The organism is Streptomyces sp. NPDC047079 (assembly GCF_040643755.1).
GTDB lineage: Bacteria > Actinomycetota > Actinomycetes > Streptomycetales > Streptomycetaceae > Streptomyces.
Genome location: NZ_JBEYUZ010000024.1, coordinates 41520 through 59759 on the forward strand (window position 1 = coordinate 41520; position 18240 = coordinate 59759).

The 18240-nt window shown below is 70.5% G+C and carries 14 protein-coding genes and 1 pseudogene; 4 read left to right on the forward strand and 11 right to left on the reverse strand.

Annotated features, from left to right (window positions below; translation table 11 throughout):
- Positions 1–89 precede the first annotated feature (89 nt).
- Positions 90–674, reverse strand: a complete 585-nt coding sequence (locus tag ABZ823_RS25330; RefSeq protein WP_361664679.1) for a hypothetical protein — start codon at positions 672–674, stop codon at positions 90–92.
- 370 nt (positions 675–1044) lie between these two features.
- Between ABZ823_RS25330 and ABZ823_RS25335 the strand changes: the two genes are divergently transcribed.
- Both ABZ823_RS25335 and ABZ823_RS25340 read left to right on the forward strand, forming a co-directional pair.
- Positions 1045–1818, forward strand: coding sequence for an IclR family transcriptional regulator (locus ABZ823_RS25335; protein WP_361664682.1), 774 nt, complete (start codon positions 1045–1047; stop codon positions 1816–1818).
- Positions 1815–2663, forward strand: coding sequence for an SMP-30/gluconolactonase/LRE family protein (locus ABZ823_RS25340; RefSeq protein ID WP_361664685.1), 849 nt, complete (start codon positions 1815–1817; stop codon positions 2661–2663). Before ABZ823_RS25335 ends, ABZ823_RS25340 begins: the two co-directional genes overlap by 4 nt.
- Positions 2664–2704: 41 nt before the next feature.
- On the opposite strand, the gene ABZ823_RS25345 is transcribed toward ABZ823_RS25340, so the two are convergent.
- The gene (locus ABZ823_RS25345) at positions 2705–5683 is read right to left on the reverse strand and encodes a beta-galactosidase (RefSeq protein ID WP_361664687.1); all 2979 of its coding nucleotides are present in this window, start codon (positions 5681–5683) and stop codon (positions 2705–2707) included.
- Between the two features lie 65 nt (positions 5684–5748).
- Between ABZ823_RS25345 and ABZ823_RS25350 the strand changes: the two are divergent.
- Positions 5749–5947, forward strand: a pseudogene (locus tag ABZ823_RS25350) (transcriptional regulator); the annotation flags it as partial.
- A gap of 189 nt (positions 5948–6136) precedes the next feature.
- Positions 6137–6673: an ATP-binding protein gene (locus ABZ823_RS25355; RefSeq protein WP_361664690.1), complete on the forward strand. Its 537-nt coding sequence runs from the start codon at positions 6137–6139 to the stop codon at positions 6671–6673.
- A gap of 78 nt (positions 6674–6751) precedes the next feature.
- Here the strand turns inward: ABZ823_RS25355 and ABZ823_RS25360 are convergent, their stop codons facing one another.
- The 9 genes from ABZ823_RS25360 to ABZ823_RS25400 form a co-directional block, all read right to left on the reverse strand.
- Positions 6752–7489: a LysM peptidoglycan-binding domain-containing protein gene (locus ABZ823_RS25360; RefSeq protein ID WP_361664693.1), complete on the reverse strand. Its 738-nt coding sequence runs from the start codon at positions 7487–7489 to the stop codon at positions 6752–6754.
- Positions 7490–7946: 457 nt separating this feature from the next.
- On the reverse strand, positions 7947–9578 hold the full coding sequence (locus ABZ823_RS25365) for a histidinol-phosphate transaminase (protein WP_361664695.1): 1632 nt from the start codon (positions 9576–9578) through the stop codon (positions 7947–7949).
- A 146-nt stretch (positions 9579–9724) separates the two neighbouring features.
- A complete protein-coding gene (locus ABZ823_RS25370) occupies positions 9725–10873 on the reverse strand; it encodes an aldose epimerase family protein (protein WP_361664698.1) in 1149 nt (382 codons plus the stop codon).
- Positions 10874–10898: 25 nt separating this feature from the next.
- Complete coding sequence (mmsB, locus tag ABZ823_RS25375) at positions 10899–12143, reverse strand: multiple monosaccharide ABC transporter permease (protein WP_361664700.1); 1245 nt, start codon at positions 12141–12143, stop codon at positions 10899–10901.
- Complete coding sequence (gene mmsA / locus ABZ823_RS25380) at positions 12140–13699, reverse strand: multiple monosaccharide ABC transporter ATP-binding protein (protein ID WP_361664703.1); 1560 nt, start codon at positions 13697–13699, stop codon at positions 12140–12142. Before mmsA ends, mmsB begins: the two co-directional genes overlap by 4 nt.
- Before the next feature lie 42 nt (positions 13700–13741).
- Entirely contained in the window at positions 13742–14848 is a 1107-nt protein-coding gene (chvE, locus tag ABZ823_RS25385) for a multiple monosaccharide ABC transporter substrate-binding protein (protein ID WP_361664706.1), read from the reverse strand.
- Positions 14849–14906: 58 nt separating this feature from the next.
- The gene (locus ABZ823_RS25390) at positions 14907–15875 is read right to left on the reverse strand and encodes a hypothetical protein (RefSeq protein WP_361664709.1); all 969 of its coding nucleotides are present in this window, start codon (positions 15873–15875) and stop codon (positions 14907–14909) included.
- 115 nt (positions 15876–15990) lie between these two features.
- On the reverse strand, positions 15991–16995 hold the full coding sequence (locus ABZ823_RS25395; protein ID WP_361664712.1) for an alcohol dehydrogenase catalytic domain-containing protein: 1005 nt from the start codon (positions 16993–16995) through the stop codon (positions 15991–15993).
- Complete coding sequence (locus ABZ823_RS25400) at positions 16992–18149, reverse strand: mandelate racemase/muconate lactonizing enzyme family protein (RefSeq protein WP_361664715.1); 1158 nt, start codon at positions 18147–18149, stop codon at positions 16992–16994. The genes ABZ823_RS25395 and ABZ823_RS25400 overlap by 4 nt, the downstream gene beginning before the upstream one ends.
- Between the last annotated feature and the right edge of the window lie 91 nt (positions 18150–18240).

The following is an 18240-nucleotide window of genomic DNA, read 5'->3' on the forward strand; positions in this document are numbered from 1 at the left end:
CGCCTTGCGATGGTCCCCCGGCTACCGCTGGGAGGTGCCCCCCGCACCGGACGCCGCGGCCTGATCCGAACTGATCCAAACCAAACCCCCTAGTCCTGGACAGCCACCCGCTGCAACAGCCCCCACGTGAACTCGGCGACCACCTCTCGCGGCACGCCGTGCGCGTCCGGGGCGGTGAAGGCGAGGCCCCAGCGGGTGGGGGCCGTGCCCTGAAGGGGGCGGGCGGGGGAGAAGGCGCGGGCGGCCTCCTCGACCGTGCAGGACCAGGGGGTCAGATCGTCGAGGGTCTCCAGCCTCGGGGCCGGCGCGCCCGGGGCGCGGACCAGCCACTCGTTCCAGACCTGCCCGTTCGGCCCGGCCAGCACCTCGAAGCGCAGGTCGGGCCAGAGCGGGAGGGGCCACAGCCGGGCCTCGCAGTCCAGGTCACCGATCCGGCGGGGGGCCGTCGACTCGGGCTCGCCGAGGACCGACCGGTAGCGGGCGGCGGCCGTCCGGGCGCGCGGCGACCGGACCATCGCCTGCCACCGCTTGTTGGCCTCGCGCATGTCGGCGAGGGACACGCCCAGCGTGCGGCGTGCGTCCTCCACCAGGCCGGGGTTGTGGTCGGCCATGCGGCGCAGCAGGACCAGCTGGAAGTCCTGGGCGCCGAAGGGCTGGTGAGGCGTCCGGTTCACGAGCGCTGCCGACAGCCTTGGGTCTGGGCGGGGTCCACGCACCAACCGTACTTCCCCGTCCCCGGGCACGACGGAAACCGGGGAGACCGATGGGGGCTGCCGGCTGACTCCGTGACGCCCGGCCGGCGCCCGTGGGGGCAGTAACAGCCGTGCGGTGCCGACGCGGTCGGAGGCCGCGGCCGGGACGATCCGCACGTGCGCCGGTGCCGTGGCGGACAGCAACCGCGCCGGATGCGGAACCGCCGGCCCGATCGCGAGAGGCCCCCAGCCCACGCCCCACACGCCCATTGCCCGGTCAAGCCGCAGTGACTAGCCTGTGTTCGCCATGCCGATCGCCAGTTGAAATGTCGAACATGAGAGGGGGCGGGCCGTGGGACGCCTCGTACCTGCCGTGACCCGGGCTCTCGACATACTCGAGCTCTTCCTCCACGGGGACGGGACGCTCTCCGCCCCCGACATCGTGCGCAAGCTGCAGCTGCCGCGCACCACCGTGCACGAGCTGGTCACCACGCTCGCCGCCCGCTCGTACATCGTCCCGGTGCCGGGGCAGCCGGGACGCTACCGGCTCGGCGTGCGCCCGTACCAGCTCGGCAGCCGCTACGCCGAGCAGCTGGACCTCGCCGCCGAGGGCCAGCAGGTCGCCCGCTCGGTCGCCGACACCTGCGACGAGACGGTTCACGTGGCCATCCTCGAGGGCACCGACGTCATCTACATCGCCAAGGTCGACTCCACGCACGCCGTGCGCATGGTCTCGGCCGCCGGCCGCCGGCTGCCCGCCCACTGCACCTCGGTCGGCAAGATGCTTCTCGCGTCCCTCCCCGAACCGGAGCTGGCCACGCGCATCCCGGAAGACGCCGAGCTGGTCGCGATGACTCCGAACAGCATCACCGACCCGGTGGCCCTGCACGAGGCCCTGGGCGAGATCCGTACCCGCGGCATCGCCGTGGAGATGCGCGAGTCCAACCCCGACGTCAGCTGTGTCGCGGCCCCCGTGCGCGACCGCACCGGGCACGTGGTCGCCGCGCTCTCCATCTCCGTGCCGATGATCCGCTGGAGCGACGAGCGCCGCGCCGAGCTGGAGCGGCTCGCCCTGAAGGGCGCGGAGGAACTCTCCGAGCGGCTCGGCCACCGGGGCGCCGCATGACGTCGTACGAGGTCGCCGTACGGGAGTACGCGGACCTCGGCGAGGGCCCGACCTGGGACGCCGCCGCCGGGCGGCTGATCTGGGTCGACATCCTGGGCTCCCGGGTGCACACCCATGACCCCGCCTCAGGGCACCGCACCGTCATGGCGACCGGGCAGCACGTGGGAGCCGCCAAGCCGCGCGAGGGCGGCGGTCTGGTGGTCAACCTCCGCGACGGCGTCGGTCTGTACGGCCCGGACGGGGAAGACTTCCGCTGGCTGCACCGCGAACCGGTCCCCGGCCGCCGCGGCAACGACGCGGCCGTAGCCCCCGACGGCTCCCTGTGGGCCGGAACCATGCGCTACGACGAGGCGCCGGGCGGCGGCACCCTGACCCGGCTCACCGGCGACGGCACGGTCCGCACGGTCCTCGGCGACGTCGCCGTCAGCAACGGCACCGGCTGGAGCCCCGACGGCCGGCTGATGTACTACGTCGACTCACCCACCCGCCGCATCGACGTCTTCGACGTGGGGGAGGACGGTCTCCCGACCGGTCGGCGGCGGCCGCTGGCCCGCATCGACCGCGGGTTCCCCGACGGGCTCACCGTCGACGCCGACGGCTGTGTCTGGGTCGCCCTGTGGGACGGCGCCGCGATCCACCGCTACACGCCCTCCGGCGCGCTGGACCGTGTCCTGGAACTACCGGTCCGCCGCCCCACCGCCTGCGCGTTCGGCGGCGCGGACCTCGCGGACCTGTACATCACCACGGCCCGCACGGGCCTGGAGGCGCCGCACCCGCTCTCCGGTTCGCTCCTCGTCGTCCCCGCTGCCGGAAAGGGCCGGCCGCAGCCCGCGTTCGCGGGCTGACACCCGCCCACGAGCCGGTCCGGGCTCAGGGGGTCCTTGCACTATGCCCGCCCGACGAAAGCGCGAGGCTGGTGTGCGAGCCCGGGGGAGTGCACCGGTGTCACCGGGACTCCTCCGGCCGCCCGGCCGAGCAGGGTCAGCTCCACCGTGCCCGGGCCCGACGGCGTGGTTCCGTCCGACAGGACCGCCAGAGCGAGGGCGTTGTCGCCCCGGGTGCGCAGGATCCCGTTCGGCAGGACGAAGGTGTGCTGGGGGCCCACGTCGTTGATGTACTGGCCCATGTTCCAGCCGTTGAGGAAGATCTGTACGCGGTAGGCGCGGGCCGGGTCGTCCCTGAGGGTCAGGCCGATCGACGCGTCCGTGCCCGGGGCGATGGACAGCCGGAACCCTGTCCGGTACCAGACCACGCCCTGCCGCCGCTCGGCGCGCGGGAAGAGCGCGGGCTTCCAGCCGTGGCCAGGGAGGCCGGGCAGATGCCAGCCCTCCCGCTCCCCGTACAGGCCGCCGTTGTTGAGCGGGCCGCGTACCGGGTCGGGGGCCGCCTCCCCCTGGATCCGCCAGCGCACCACGGGTGAGGCCCCGTCGAAGGCGACGGAGGTCAGTCCCCGGGCCGCCTTGTGGGTGTCGTTCGCCCGGCCGTCCTGGTCGTGCTGCATACGGCGGACGAGGACCGCGAGGACATGGGACCCCCCTCCCGCGACGATCGGGAACGCCGCCGTCGCCGTCCACGTCCCCTGGCGTACGGTCCTCGCGTCGGGTACGGGCATCCGGTGCGTGCCCAGGGGTCTGCCGTCCAGCCACGCCATCAACAGGCCCTGGGTGCCGGTGACATAGGAGAGGGACACCGACCGGGCCCCCTCCGCGCCCTCGAAGCGGCCCCGGTACCAGACGTCCCCGTAGTGGAAGCCGTAGTCGTCGGCGAAGAGGACGGGCCCTTCGGCGGGCACGGGGGTCGTGGCGGCGGACGTGGTCAGATCGGCCGTCCGCCAGGCGGAGTCGTCGTAGTCGGCGGCGGACTCCGGGTTCTCCGCCCTGCGCTGCCACCCGGTGAGCCGGGGCAGCGGCACGGCACCGGCGGCGGGCAGCCGCCGTTCGGCGCGCAGACTGCCGGAGCGGGTGATGCGTGTGCGCAGCGGGGTCCCGTTCCAGGAGACCTCGGCGACCCCGCGCGGCGCCCACACCTCCAGCTCCGCTTCCCCGATCGTGTCGCCGGTCAGTTCGGCGGTCGCGCCGCGCAGGGTGGCCGTGCGCAGCAGCGCGGGCCCGTACACCAGGACCGGCCCCGAGGGGGTGGTGCGGGGCCACAGCCGTACGGATGTCTCGTCGTCGGCGAGCAGCAGAAGCAGGGGGGCCGCCGCTCCTCCGCCCGTCACCGCGATCCTGGTGAGCCCGTGGAGCCGGGCGCGCACGCGCAGGACCCCTTTGTCGTACGCGCAGTCGGCCGCGCCCTCCAGCACGGTGACGGCCGGTTCGCTCGCGCAGTCCAGGGCGGTTTCCGTCGTCTCTCCCGTGCGGCCGGTGAACACGGCGACGTCCCGACGTCCGGCGGCCAGGCGCAGCATGGGCTGCGCGGTGGAGTGGCGCAGCGTCCACCGGCCGAGGGAGATCCCGGTGGCCAGCAGCCGGGCGTCCAGGCCCGGCACCGGCACCTGGACGGCCGTCCCGGCGAGCGGGACGGAGGCGACGGCCTCGGCGGACCCGTCGTTGCGCAGCACGTGGATGTGCGCACCGGTGTCGGGGTTGACGAGGTGGTAGGCCCTGACGCCCGGGGCGCCGACGGCGATGTCGTCCGCACGATCCAGCTTGGCCAGGTCGGGGAAGTGCTGCAGCAGATGCCCGATCTGGTGCATGGGGACGAGCTTGGCGGTCGGCTGCCGGGCCTCGTCGAGGGCGGCCCCGTAGTCGTACGACGTGTAGACGACCGGCGCGGGCAGCCACCCCCAGGATGTGCCGCCGAAGGTCATGTAGACGTTGTGGACCGTGATGCCGTTGGCGAGGTTGGTCAGGTAGAAGCGGCGCTCGTACGCCGCGTCACGGGTGCGGCGCGACTCGGCGTACCCCTTCCCGCGGAACTCGGCGCCGCCCCACGGGTCGAACCAGCCGCCCCCGAACTCGGCGAGGAATCCGGGGGTCTCGGGACTGGCCGTGGATCCGCCCTTGAGCCCGCCGGGGCCGAAGTGCCCCCAGTCCGGCGGTCGTCGGAACGGCGAGGGATAGCCGTCGAAGCCGTACAGCCACCGGCCGCGCTCGCCGCCCGTGTCGAACGTGCCGGGCGTCCAGTGGCCGTTTCTGCCCTTGTCGTTGTGGAACAGCGGTACGTCGATGCCGTCGGCGCGGACCTTCCGGTACAGGTGGGCCATGTAGGCGCGGCCGGTGTCCTCGGCGACGTGGTTCGCGTACTCGTTCTCCAGCTGGTACAGGACGATCGTGCCGGTGCCCCGGGTGTACAGGTGCCGTACCGCGATCCGGTTCACGGCGGTCAGCCACTCGTCGGCGTACCGCAGATACGTCGGGTCAAAGGTGCGGGCGGTGCCCTCGGTGGCGGTCAGCCAGCCGGGGAAGCCGCCCGCGTCGACCTCGGCGTTGATGTACGGCCCCGGGCGCAGGGTCACATACAGCCCCACCTCGGCGGCCGTGCGCAGGAACAGGTCCAGGTCGCGCACGCCCGTGAAGTCGTAGGAGCCGGGGGCCGGGGAGTGGTAGTTCCAGGAGACGTAGACGCTGACCGTGTTGTAGCCGTGCGCACGGAGTTTGTGCAGCACGTCCCGCCACAGGGACGGGCTCGGCAGCCGGAACGGGTGCATCTCGCCCGACCACAGCACGACCCGCCGGCCGTCGACGATCACCGAGTACCGGTCGAAGCCCACGGTGTGCGTCCGCCCGTCCGCGGCCGGGGGCCCCGGTGCCGGGCCCGTCGGCGCGGTGGTGGCCGCCACACACGTCTCGCCGCTCCCGCCGAGCGAGAGGCCGAGCGCCGCCGTGCCGGCGATCGCGCTGAAGGTACGCCTGCTCAACACCAAGACTGTCTCCTCGACGGGGCGCGGGTGCGGCCATTGTGCACAGGGGCAGGCCTGACAACGGGCTTATGAGGATCTCGGCGCGGGCGGATTACGCGGTAAGGGCGGCGCTGGAGCCGGCCGTCCGGCAGGGCGGCGGTCCGGTGACGGCGGTGACGGTCGCCTCCGTGCAGGGCCCAGCTGGCCTGCACCGGCCCGGCCGAGCCGCTGCTGCCGCTGTGGGTGGCGGTCCGGGCGAACGTCCGCCGCATCCTGGAGGGCGTCACCCCGCGCGCGGAACGGGCCGCCGTTCAGTCGGCCCAGCGCCTGGAACTCCCATCGACCACTGTCCGCCACCTCCCGCACACATGGTCACTGCCAGTCACGGGTACTGTCCAGTGTGTGAGTGCGTACGCTCTTGCAGCGTACGCGGCGTCGACCTGGTGAAACACCCTTTCTGACCGGCAGATTGAGCGCATGACCGCACCCTCCACCCCGCAACACCCGGTTACCGTACGTGTGTTCTCGCAGCGTTTCAGTGCCACACCGCGTGGCGCTCGCCTCGCCCGTCGGCTCGCCGTGGCCGAGCTGCACGCCTGGGGCATCCCGCACGGCACGGACACCTCCGACGCCGTCGCCGTGATCGTGGCCGAACTCGCCGCCAACGCGGTGACGCATGGGCGGGTGCCGGGTCGGGACTTCGAGCTGCGACTCTCCCTTGTCACGGGCAGCGTCCGTATCGAGGTCAGCGACACCCGCAGCGGACCGCCCCACCCGCCGGGCCCGGGGGACGTACGGCCTCCGGCGGCCCTGGAGGAGACCGCCCGCGGACTGGTCCTCGTCGACGCGCTCGCCGCCCGGTGGGAGGTGCTGGACCGGGACCCGCCGCCCGGCAAGACCGTACGCGCCGAGGTGGACGTGGCGGGGTGGCTGGCCCTCGTCAGGGACCGTACGGCCTGTGCGCGCCCGAGTGCCCCGGCCCGAGTCGCGTCTCGTACGTCACCGGGACCTTGACCGGGATCGGCATTTCCAGACGCAACGGGGTGGTGGCGGCATTGCGCCGCCACCACCCCGTATCGCGGTTCGGGCCTGTCAGTAGGGGCCGTTCACGTTGTCGATCGAACCGTAGCGGTGGTACGCGTAGTTGCACGCGGCGGTGATGTTGGCGATCGGGTCGTAGATGTCCCACGAGGTTCCCGGCACGTGGTACGCGTTGAACGTCGGCGGGATCACCTGGAGCAGACCCTTGGACGGGATACCGGCGGCGGCGTTGGAGTCCCAGAGGTTGATCGCCTTCGGGTTGCCCGAGGACTCACGGATCACGTTGCGGTAAATACCGTTGTAGCTGCCCGGAATGCCGTGCTGCCTCATGACCGCCAGGGACTGCTTGATCCAGCCGTCCAGGTTGTTGGCGTAGGTCTTCGTGCCGACGGACGTCGCGGTGGCCTTGGCCGCCGCGACGGTCTTGGCCGCCCCGGTGGCCTGGGACGCGCCGGAGGCCGCGGTCGAACCGGTGGGGAGGGTCAGGACCTGGCCCGGCTGGATGACGTAGGGGCTGTAGAGGTCGTTCGCCGACGCGATGGCCTGCCAGCCACCCGGCACCTTGAGGGCGCGGGCGATCGAGGCGAGGTGGTCGCCGGACTGGACGGTGTAGGTCTTCGCCGCGGGCTGGGCCGGGGTGGTGGTGGCCGCGGCAGCCGGAGCGGCGTGGGCGGACACGGCCGTCCCGAACACGGCCGTGGCGGCCAGGGCGAGGGTGCCGACGGTGGCGGCGCCACCGGCGGAGAAGCGGCGCGTCCGGGACGAGCGCTTGGCGGCATGACGGGGCATGGTGCGGTCCTCATTCCAGGGATTGCATCGTGCGCAGTTGCCGATTCGCCTCGACAAACAGCACCGCATTTCGTTTTGCGGCGCCCTGCGGCGAGCACATTGTTAGCCGCAGGGAATAGCTAGACAATTACCCCCTTTACTATGCCGGCTAGTTCCCGGTGGCGTGAGGAGCCGGTTTCCGGTCTCAAATCCCGGAGGTTAAGGGGTGGGTAAAGTCCTAAGACGCTTCGTAAGTGAAGTGCATCACCCCTGGCATGATTGAGGAATGGCCGCTTTGCGGTTGCACTTAACTAGGAATTTATTAGGGCAAGGACTTCAATAGCGGCAATAGGGGCTAAGTGAACCTTAGCGGCTTTAATTGCCTAAAACGGACAAACGACGACGCCGTCGGCGGTCACGAGGCTTTCCTCGTGGCCGCCGACGGCGTCCGGGAGTGGGGCTGTATGCGGGCCGGCGCTCAGCCGACCTGGTTGTACATCGCGCCCGCCGCCGGCCAGCCCGTGGGCTCCGGGGCCGGTTCCGGCTGGGTGCGGCCGCGGACCTGGGCGGCCGTGAGTCCGCCCGCGGCGGGCATGCCGCGCCGGTTCTGCGCGGCCGCCGCGAGTCCGGGAAGGCCGGTCTGCGCAACGGCCTGGAGACCGGCCGCTGGGGCCGGAGCGATTCCCGGCGGCATGCCCGGTACGAGAGCGGGGGCGGGTGCGGCGGCCGCAGGGACGGGCATGGGGGGAGGGGCCTGGACCGGCGTCGGGGCCGGCGCGGGCATGGGCGGGGGGATCGGCAGCGGAGTCGGTGCGGGCATCGGGGCCGCGGCGGGTGCCGGGGCCGAGCCCGGGGCCAGTCTCGGCATCGCCGCGGCGTGGGCGGCGAGCCCCGTCAGACCCGCCCCGTTGGTCTCGCTGACCAGCCGGTCCACGGCCGCCGTACCCGAGCTGTAGCTGGTCCCTGTGCCCGGCTCGGGTACGGCGGCTTCCCTCCTGGCCCCGTAGAGCGCCTGCTCCAGGGCGGACACCAGGCGACGCACGTCCACCTGGGGGCGCACTACGAGGCGCAGGAAGCGGCTGGATGAACCGATCTTGTTGCCGCACTCGCGGACCAGGATCCGGTGCTCGGACAGCAGCCGGTCGCGGACCACGGTTCCCTCGGCGCCCACCGGGAGGCGCACGAAGAGGAAATTGCCCTGGGACGGGTAGACCGTCAGACCGGGCAGCTGGGAGAGCTGGCGGGACATGTCCAGGCGGTCCCGGCGGACCTGGTGCAGGCTCTCCAGGTACTCGGCGCCGTGCTCTTTCAGCATGAACACGACATGTTCGGCGAAGGAGTTGAGGTTCCACTTCGGCAGCATCGAGCGGACCTTGTGCGCGAGTGAGGGATTGGCGACCAGATAGCCGAAGCGGATGCCGTGCAGTCCGAAGTTCTTGCCGAGGCTGCGCAGCACGACGACGTTGGGGCGCATCACCGCGTCCTGGACGACGCTGGGCTCACTCTCGGCGTCGGCGAACTCGAGGAAGGACTCGTCGATCACGACCAGGTCCAGGTCCGCCATCGCGTCCATGAACTGCACCAGCGCCTGCCGGGGTACATAGCCGCCGTCGGGGTTGTTCGGGTTGCAGACGACGGCGACGCGGGTGCCGCGCTTGCGGATGAATTCGGCGTACTGGGCCAGGTCCAGGGTGAAGCCGCTGGACTCCTGGAGCGGGAACATGTCGACGCGCTTGCCGGTCTCCATGGGCTGGTCGGTCCAGCGGCCGAAGGTGGGGACGGGGACGGCGAGGGACTCGCGGACCAGCAGATGGTCGATCCACGTGATCAGCTCCGTCGAGCCGTTGCCCATGGCCACGCACTGCGGGGGCAGCTGGAGCAGATCGCACAGCTCGGCCGTGATCGTGTCGGCGCTGCTCGGGTAGTAGGTGACGATCTCGCGCAGCCTGCCCGCCATCTCCTCGAACATGACGGGGGTGGGGAAGTAGGGGTTGCACGGGATGCAGAAGTCCACGGGCCCCGTTCCGTCGCCGCCCTCCCGCGTCAGCGCCGCCATCGACGGGCTGTGTGCCGCGGTGCTGCGGAACAGCGAGGTGACGTTGTCGGCCATGGAACCTCCGTATAAGGCGGGCCCGTGGGGACGGCGGGCCCGTCGTCCTTGGGTGGCCCGCGCGGGGGAGCGCGGGCCACCCGCTCATACGGATACGCGTGTGGCGTTGTTCAACGCCTGTTTCGCTGGAGTGAGTTCGCGCCTCGTCACGCGCCGAACGAGTGAATCGTGCTCGTTCGGTACGTCTGCCCGGGCCGCAGCACGGTCGACGGGAAGGAGGGCTTGTTCGGCGAGTCGGGGAAGTGCTGTGTCTCCAGGCACAGGCCGTCGCCCTGCCGGTAGGCGTGCCCGGAGGTGCCCACCAGTGTGCCGTCGAGGAAGTTGCCCGAGTAGAACTGGAGTCCCGGCTGGTCGGTGGCGATCTTCAGGGTGCGGCCGGAGCGCGGGTCGCGCAGGGTCGCGACCGGCTCGGGTTTCGCCGTGACGCCCTTGTCGAGGACCCAGTTGTGGTCGTAGCCCTTGGCGGTGACCTGCTGGGGGTGGCCCGCGCGGATGTCCCGGCCGACCGGCTTGGCCCTGCGGAAGTCGAAGGGGGTGCCCGCGACCTCGGCCAGTTCGCCGGTGGGGATCAGGCCCGAGTCGGTGGGGGTGTAGCGGGAGGCCGCGATCGCGACTTCGTGGCCCTCGATCGTGCCGCTGCCCTCGCCGGCCAGGTTCCAGTAGACATGGCTGGTGAGGTTGACGACGGTCGCCTTGCCGGTGGTGGCCTCGTAGTCGATGCGCCACTCGCCGTGCCGGCTGAGGGTGTACGTCACCTTCACCCTGAGGGTGCCCGGATAGCCCATCTCCCCGTCGACGCTGGTGTAGTGCAGGTGCAGGCCGACGTGGGAGCCGTTGGTGAACGGCTCCACGTCCCACACCTGCTTGTCGAAGCCCTTGGCGCCGCCGTGCAGGCTGTTGACCCCGTCGTTGACGGAGAGCTGGTAGCTCTTGCCGTCCAGGGTGAAGCGGCCCCCGGCGATGCGGTTGCCGTAGCGGCCGATGCTCGCGCCGAAGTACGGGCTCTTCGCCACGTAGTCGTCGAGCGCGGCGAAGCCCAGCGACACGTTGGCGTACCGTCCGTGCCGATCCGGGATCTCCAGCGACTGGACGATGCCGCCGTAGGAGAGGACCTTCAGCCGGGTGCCGCCGTTCTCCAGGGACCAGCGGTGGACCTTCGTGCCGTCGGCGAGCGTGCCGAACAGCTCCTTCGTCGGCTTTCTCCCTCTCGCTGCGGCCTGCGCCGAACCGATGGTGGCGGCGGTGAGGCCCGCTGCCGCCGCACCCGCGACGACCGTGCGTCTGCTCAGTTCCATGAAGCGACTCCCCTTCTTCTGGCGCTTACGAACCGGACTTGCGCTTGTTCCACACGTCGAAGCCGACCGCCACCAGCAGCGCCAGGCCCTTGATGACCTGCTGCCAGTCGGTGCCGACGCTGAGGAGGTTCATGCCGTTGTTCAGCACGCCGAGGACGAGACCACCGATGATGGCGCCGAGGACGGTGCCCACACCGCCGCTCATGGACGCGCCACCGATGAACGACGAGGCGATGGCCTCGAGTTCGAAGTTCACCCCCGCCTTCGGCGAGGCCGCGTTCAGGCGGACGGCGACCACCAGACCCGCCAGGGCCGCGAGCACGCCCATGTTCAGAAAGACCTGGAAGGTAATCCTCCGGTCCTTGACGCCGGACAGCTTCGCCGCGGGCAGGTTGCCGCCGATCGCGTAGATGTGGCGGCCGAAGACGGCGTTGCGCATGACATAGCCGTAGCCGACCACCAGGACACCGAGCACGAGGAGCACGATCGGCGCGCCCTTGTAGCTGGCGAGCAGCAGGGTGAGGACGAGGATCGCGGCCACCAGGGCGAGGAGCTTGAGCGCGAACAGCCGTGCGGGCGGCACATCGAGGGCGAACTCCCGCTGCCGGCGCCGGTCCCGCGTCTCCTGCCACACCACGGCGGCGACCAGGACGAGGCCGAGGAGCAGCGTCAGGTTCTGGTAGTTGGTGTTCGGGCCGGCCTCGGGCAGGAAGCCGTTGCCGATCTTCTGGAGGCCGTCGGGGAACGGGCCGAGCGTCTGCCCCTTGAGCAGGATCTCCGTCAGCCCGCGGAAGAGCAGCATCCCGGCGAGGGTCACGATGAACGACGGTATGCCGAGATACGCGATCAGGAACCCCTGCACCGCGCCCGCCACCGCGCCCACCAGCAGGCACAGCACCAGCGCGATCGGCCAGGCCAGATGGTGCTGCACCGTGAGGACGGCCGCGAACGCGCCCACGAACGCCGTCAGTGAGCCCACCGAGAGATCGATGTGCCCGGCGATGATCACCAGCATCATGCCGATCGCGAGGATCAGGATGTAGCTGTTCTGGAGCACCAGATTGGAGACGTTGCGCGGAAGCAGCAGGTCCCCGCCGGTCCAGATCTCGAAGAGGACCACGATCAGTCCGAGGGCGATCAGCATGCCGTACTGCCGCATGTTGCGCCGCAGGCCGCTCAGCACCAGCTGGAGCAGGCCTCCACCGCCGGCCGCTCCGCTCCTGCCCGGCGGCGCGGGGGCCGGGGTCTTGGCGGTCACATCCGTGCTCATCGCGTCACCTCTCTGTCCTGTGTGTCCTGCGTCATCCGCCGCATCAGCACTTCCTGTGTGGCCTCGGCGCGCTCCACCTCACCGGTCAGCCGTCCCGCCGCCATCGTGTAGATGCGGTCGCACATGCCGAGCAGCTCCGGCAGCTCGGAGGAGATGAAGACGACCGCCTTGCCCTGGGCGGCCAGCCGGTCGATGACCGTGTAGATCTCGTACTTGGCGCCCACGTCGATGCCCCGCGTGGGCTCGTCCAGGATCAGCACGTCCGGACCGGCGAAGATCCACTTACTGAGGACGACCTTCTGCTGGTTGCCGCCGGACAGCTTGCCCACCGTCTCGAAGACGGTGGGCGCCTTGATGTTCATGGACGTGCGGAAGCCCTCGGCGACCTGCCGCTCCTCGTGCTCGTCCACCACGCCCCGCCGGGCCACCCTCCTGAGCGCGGTCAGCGAGATATTGCGGTTGACGGTGTCGATGAGGTTGAGGCCGTAGTGCTTGCGGTCCTCGGTGACGTACGCGATCCCGTGCGCGACCGCCTCCGCGACCGTCTTCGTACGGATCTCCCTGCCGTCCTTGAGGACCGTGCCGCCCGCATACCGGCCGTAGCTGCGCCCGAAGACGTTCATCGCCAGCTCGGTGCGCCCCGCGCCCATCAGCCCCGCGACACCGACGATCTCCCCGCGGCGCACCTGGATCGACACGTCGTCGACGACCTTGCGCTGCTGGTCGATCGGGTGCAACACGGTCCAGTTGCGGATCTCCAGGGCCGGCGGCGCGTCCTCCTCTGCCTGGTGCGGGGTGCGTTCGGGGAAGCGGTGGTCGAGGTCGCGGCCGACCATGCCGGCGATGATCCGCTCCTCGGTCGTCCCCGGGGCCTTCACGTCGAGTGTCTCGATGGTGCACCCGTCGCGCAGGATGGTCACCGAGTCGGCGACCTTGCGGATCTCGTTCAGTTTGTGGGAGATGATGATCGAGGTGATGCCCTGGTTCTTCAGCTCCAGGATGAGATCGAGGAGTTGGTCGCTGTCCTCGTCGTTCAGGGCCGCCGTCGGCTCGTCGAGGATGAGCAGTCTCACCTGCTTCGACAGGGCCTTGGCGATCTCCACCAGCTGCTGCTTGCCCACGCCGATGTCGGCGACGCGGGTCTCGGGGTGCTCGTCCAGGCCGACCCGGCGCAGCAGTGCCGTGGCGTGCCTGAGGGTGTCGTTCCAGTTGATGAACCCGCGCGTGGCGTGCTCGTTGCCGAGGAAGATGTTCTCGGCGATGGACAGGTACGGCACCAGCGCCAGCTCCTGGTGGATGATGACGATGCCGTGCTGCTCGCTCGCCCGGATGTCCTTGAAGCGGCAGACCTCCGACTCGAAGAGGATCTCGCCCTCGTAGGTGCCGTGCGGATGGACGCCGGAGAGCACCTTCATCAAGGTGGACTTCCCGGCGCCGTTCTCCCCGCAGATGGCGTGGACCTCGCCCTGACGGACAGTCAGGGTGACGTTCGACAGCGCTTTCACGCCGGGAAAGGTCTTGCCGATCGAGCGCATTTCCAGGACGGGTCCCGCCATGGTCGTGCCTTCCAGTCGGGTGCGGTCGGTGGGCTGCGACGGTTACTTGAGCTGGGCGTCGGTGTAGTAGCCGCCCTTGACCAGGACCTCTTCGGAGTTGGCCTTGTCGACGCTGACCGGCTGCAACAGGTAGGCGGGGACGACCTTGGTGCCGTTGTCGTAGGTCTTGGTGTCGTTGACCTGCGGCTTCTTGCCCTGGAGGAGGTCGTCGACCATCGTCGAGGCGACGTCGGCGAGCTTGCGCAGATCCTTGTAGACGGTCTGCGTCTGCTCACCGGCGATGATCGACTTCACCGAGGCCAGCTCGGCGTCCTGCCCGGTGACGACCGGCAGCGGCTTGCTCTTGGAGCCGTAGCCGTCCGACTTCAGGGCCGACAGGATGCCGATCGAGATGCCGTCGTACGGCGACAGCACCGCGTCCACCCGGGCGCTCTTGTAGGAGGAGGTGAGGATGTCGTCCATGCGCCGCTGCGCGGTGGCGCCGTCCCAGCGCAGGGTGGTCACCTGGTTGAGCTGCGTCTGCCCGGACTTGACGACCAGCTTCTTGCTGTCCAGATACGGTTTCAGCACGCTCATCGCGCCGTTGAAGAAGTACTTGGTGTTGTTGTCGTCGTTGGAGCCGGCGAACAGCTCGATGGAGAAGGGGCCCTTGCCGTTCTTCAGACCGAGCTTGTCGACGATGTAGCCGGCCTGGAGCCGGCCGACCTTCTCGTTGTCGAAGGAGGCGTAGTAGTCGACGTTGGCGGTGCCGAGGATCAGCCGGTCGTAGGCGATGACCGGGATGCCGGCGTCGGCGGCCTCCTGGAGCACGTTGTTCAGGGACTTGTTGTCGATGGCCGCGACGACCAGACCTTTGACGCCCTGGGTGATCAGGTTCTCGATCTGCGAGACCTGGGTGTCCGGGTCGTCCTCTCCGTAGACCAGCTTGGTCTTGTAGCCCTTGGCCTGGAGGTCCTTGACGACGTTGTTGCCGTCGGAGATCCAGCGTTCGGACGACTTGGTCGGCATCGCGATGCCGATCGTGCCGCCCTTGGCGCTGCCCTTGTCCTCCTTGCTGCCGCCCGAGCCGCTTTGTCCGCAGGCGGACAGGGTGAGGGCGAGGGCGGCGGCTGTGGCTGTCGCGGCGAGAGCTGCTCTGCGAGTACGCATGCTGATCAGTCCTTGTTTCTTCTCGTCGGGAAGAGTCGGGAAGAGGGGCGGGCGGCGGTCAGTCGCCGGTGGGGAAGCGGTGGAGCGGGCCGGGCAGCCGGGAGCCGAGCGGCGCCATGTCGCCGTCCGCGCCGTGCCGGGCGAGCAGGTCGAGAGCGAGCCGGCCGCGCCGCACCCGCTCCCGGGCGGTGTCCAGGGTCACGTCCCGCAGGTGCGTCCCGTAGGGGTAGATCCCGGGCGCCTTGGACAGACCGAACTTCAGATACAGCGGGGCGCCGCGCCGGATCAGCTCGGCGACCTCGTACATCCGCACATAGCCGCCGAGGTCGTCGGGGGCCTCGATGTACATGTCCATGGGGGCGGCGGAGACGCGCCGTATCTCCGTCAGGTGATGCAGGGTCAGGTCGCTGGGCACATTGACCGAGTCGGCGCCGAGCCGCTCGTACACGGCGTACGAGGCCGGATTGACCGGACCGATAAGGGCCGAGACCTTCAAAGTCGTATCGGCCGGGATGATCCGCTTCTCCCGGGCCCGGTGCAGCGTCCACAGCACGCCCTCGTCGGCCACGAGCAGGCATGTGACGCCCAACTCGGTGGCCCGTACGGCGTCTTCGACGCACCCGGCGACGGCGTCGTGCCCGCGGGCGCGCAGTCCGGCCCCCCGCGAGTCGGAGCGTACCGAGCCGCCGATGTCCCAGGTGCCGCGCGGGCCCGTGAACAGGCAGAGTTCGATGTCCCGTTCGCCGGTGGCCTCCACCATTTCGGTGATCTCGGCGTCGGTGAGCATCCACACGCCGCTGCCCTGGCTGATCCGGTGGATCGGCACATCGAGGCGCGAGGCCTCCTTGAGCACGACCGCCAGCGCCTCGGGACCCTCGCACGAGGGGATCTCGGTGCGCCAGCGGCCACCGCCCGGGAAGCTGTGGGCGGAAGCGTCGGCGGGGTCGAAGGCGGGCGCGCCGAGGCCGAGTGCGGCGAGCGCATGCTCGCCGGGCCTGCGGGCCGCCGGGGCGGAAGCGTCGGTCACAAGCTGTCCTTTGTGTTCGATATTTCGGACAAGGTTCGCGGCCTGGAACAGAAAAGGGGACCTGCCGGTACGCCGGCCGGAGCGCTGTCAGGTCACGCCCGATGGGCGCAGGACACTAGGGGCGGAGCAGCACCTTGCCCACCTTCGGATCACCGGCCCCCACCAGCTCGATGGCCCCCGAGAACTCGGTCAGCGGCAGCTCGTGCGTGACCAGCGGCAGCGGATCGAGCAGCCCGGCGCCGAAGACCCGCACGGCGTGCGCCCAGGCGTCCGGCGGCGCCCCGAAGACCGTATGCACCTCCAGCTGCCGTACGACCAGATCCGTCGGGTCGAGCCCGTCCGCGCCCGGCGCCGGGATACCCGTCAGGACCAGCCGTCCGCCGCGTCTGAGCAGCGAGGCGGCGGTGCGCGCGGCGGACGCCGACCCGGCGGCCTCGATCACGACGTCGAAGCCGCCCGGGAGTTCCTCGTCCTTCGTACGGAATCCGGTCGCCCCGAACCGCCGGGCCGGCTCCTCCCGGTCCCGCCCGGTGCCCACCGCCAGCAGCTCCCCCGGCGACATCGCCTTCAGGAACTGCACAGCGAACATCCCGAGCGTCCCCGTACCGACCACCGCGACCCGTTCGCCCGGCCGGGCCCCGCCCCTGAGCGCGGCGGCCGCGATGCAGGCGGCCGGTTCCAAAAGGGCTGCGGCGGTGAGGTCGGCGTGGTCCGGCAGCGGGTGCAGCAGCCGGGCGGGCAGGGTGAGCGTGCCGGCCATGGCTCCCGGCTGGGTGAACCCGGTCTCCTCGTACCCGGCCGCGCACAGCGTGGTCTCGCCCGCGTGACAGCGGTCGCAGACCTGGCAGTTGCGGAAGCCCTCGCCGACGACCTTGCGCCCGACCAGCGTGGCCGGCACCCCGGCGCCCACGGCCCGCACGGTCCCGGACCACTCGTGACCGGGCGTGAGGGGGTAACGGACGTACCCGTCGGGCCGGTTGCCCTGGTACACCTCGCGGTCACTGCCGCAGATGCCGACCGCGTGCACGGCGACCAGTGCCTCGCCGGGACCGGGATCACGGGGCGTGTGGTCCTCGACCCGGTGGGTGCCCGGCGCCTCGATCAGGACCTGGGAACTCACCGGGTGCCCTTCGGCCTGCGCTGCTCCCAGCCGTCGGCCCACAGGTCGAACCGGGCCTGCTGCTGCGGGAACTCGGCCGCCGCGTCGGTGTCCAGCTCGACCCCGAGGCCGGGGGCGTCGGAGAGGTGGAAGTAGCCGTCGACGACCTCCGGCGCGCCCCTGACGACCTTCTTGATCTCCGCGTCGGCGAAGTCGTTGAAGTGCTCCAGGATCTTGAAGTTCGGTGAGGTGAAGCCGACTTGGAGGGAGGCCGCGGTGAGCACGGAGCCGCCTACGTTGTGCGGGGCGACCAGCATGTAGTGGGTTTCGGCGGTGGCGGCCAGCTTCCGGGTCTCCCAGATGCCGCCGATGTGGCCGACGTCGGGCTGGAGGATGTCGGCGGCCTGGCTCTCGAACAGCTCCCGGAACTCGATCCGGTCGTGGATGCGCTCACCGGTGGCGACCGGCAGGTCCACCTTCTCGGCGACCTTCTTCAGCGCCTTGAGGTTCTCCGGCGGGACCGGCTCCTCCAGCCAGGCCGGCCGGAAGGGCGCCATCTCATGGGCGAGCCGGACGGCGGTGGCGGGGGAGAAGCGGCCGTGCATCTCCAGCATCAGTTCGGTTTCCGGTCCGACGGCGTCCCGCACCGCCTCGATGAGGGACACCGAGTAGAGCGTCTGCGCGTGGTCCAGCTCGAAGTGCCCGGTACCGAAGGGGTCGATCTTCAGAGCCCGGTAGCCGCGGGCGACCACCTCCGTGGCGGCCTTGTGGTACGCCTCGGGTGTTCGCTCGGTGGTGTACCAGCCGTTGGCGTAGGCCTTGACCCGGTCGGTGACCCTGCCGCCGAGCAACTGCCAGACGGGCACACCCAGAGCCTTGCCCTTGATGTCCCAGCAGGCCATCTCCACGACCGCGATCCCGGACATGACGATCTCACCCACGCGGCCGTAGTCGCCGTACTTCATCCGGCGGACGAGGTCCTCCACCGCGAACGGGTCGGAACCGAGGATGTGATTGGCCTCCGCCTCCCGCAGATAGCCGATCAGAGCGTCGGTGTGCCCCAGCATCCTGGTCTCGCCGACTCCGGTGACGCCCTCGTCGGTGTGCACCTGAACATACGTCAGGTTGCGCCACGGCGTCCCGACCACGTGTGTGCTGATTCCGGTGATGCGCACGGCGGTTGCCTCTCAGCGGTTCGATATTTCGTCACACGTTCGAAATGCTGGCGTGACAGTAGGGAGGTGGCGCGGGGAGTGTCAATGGGGC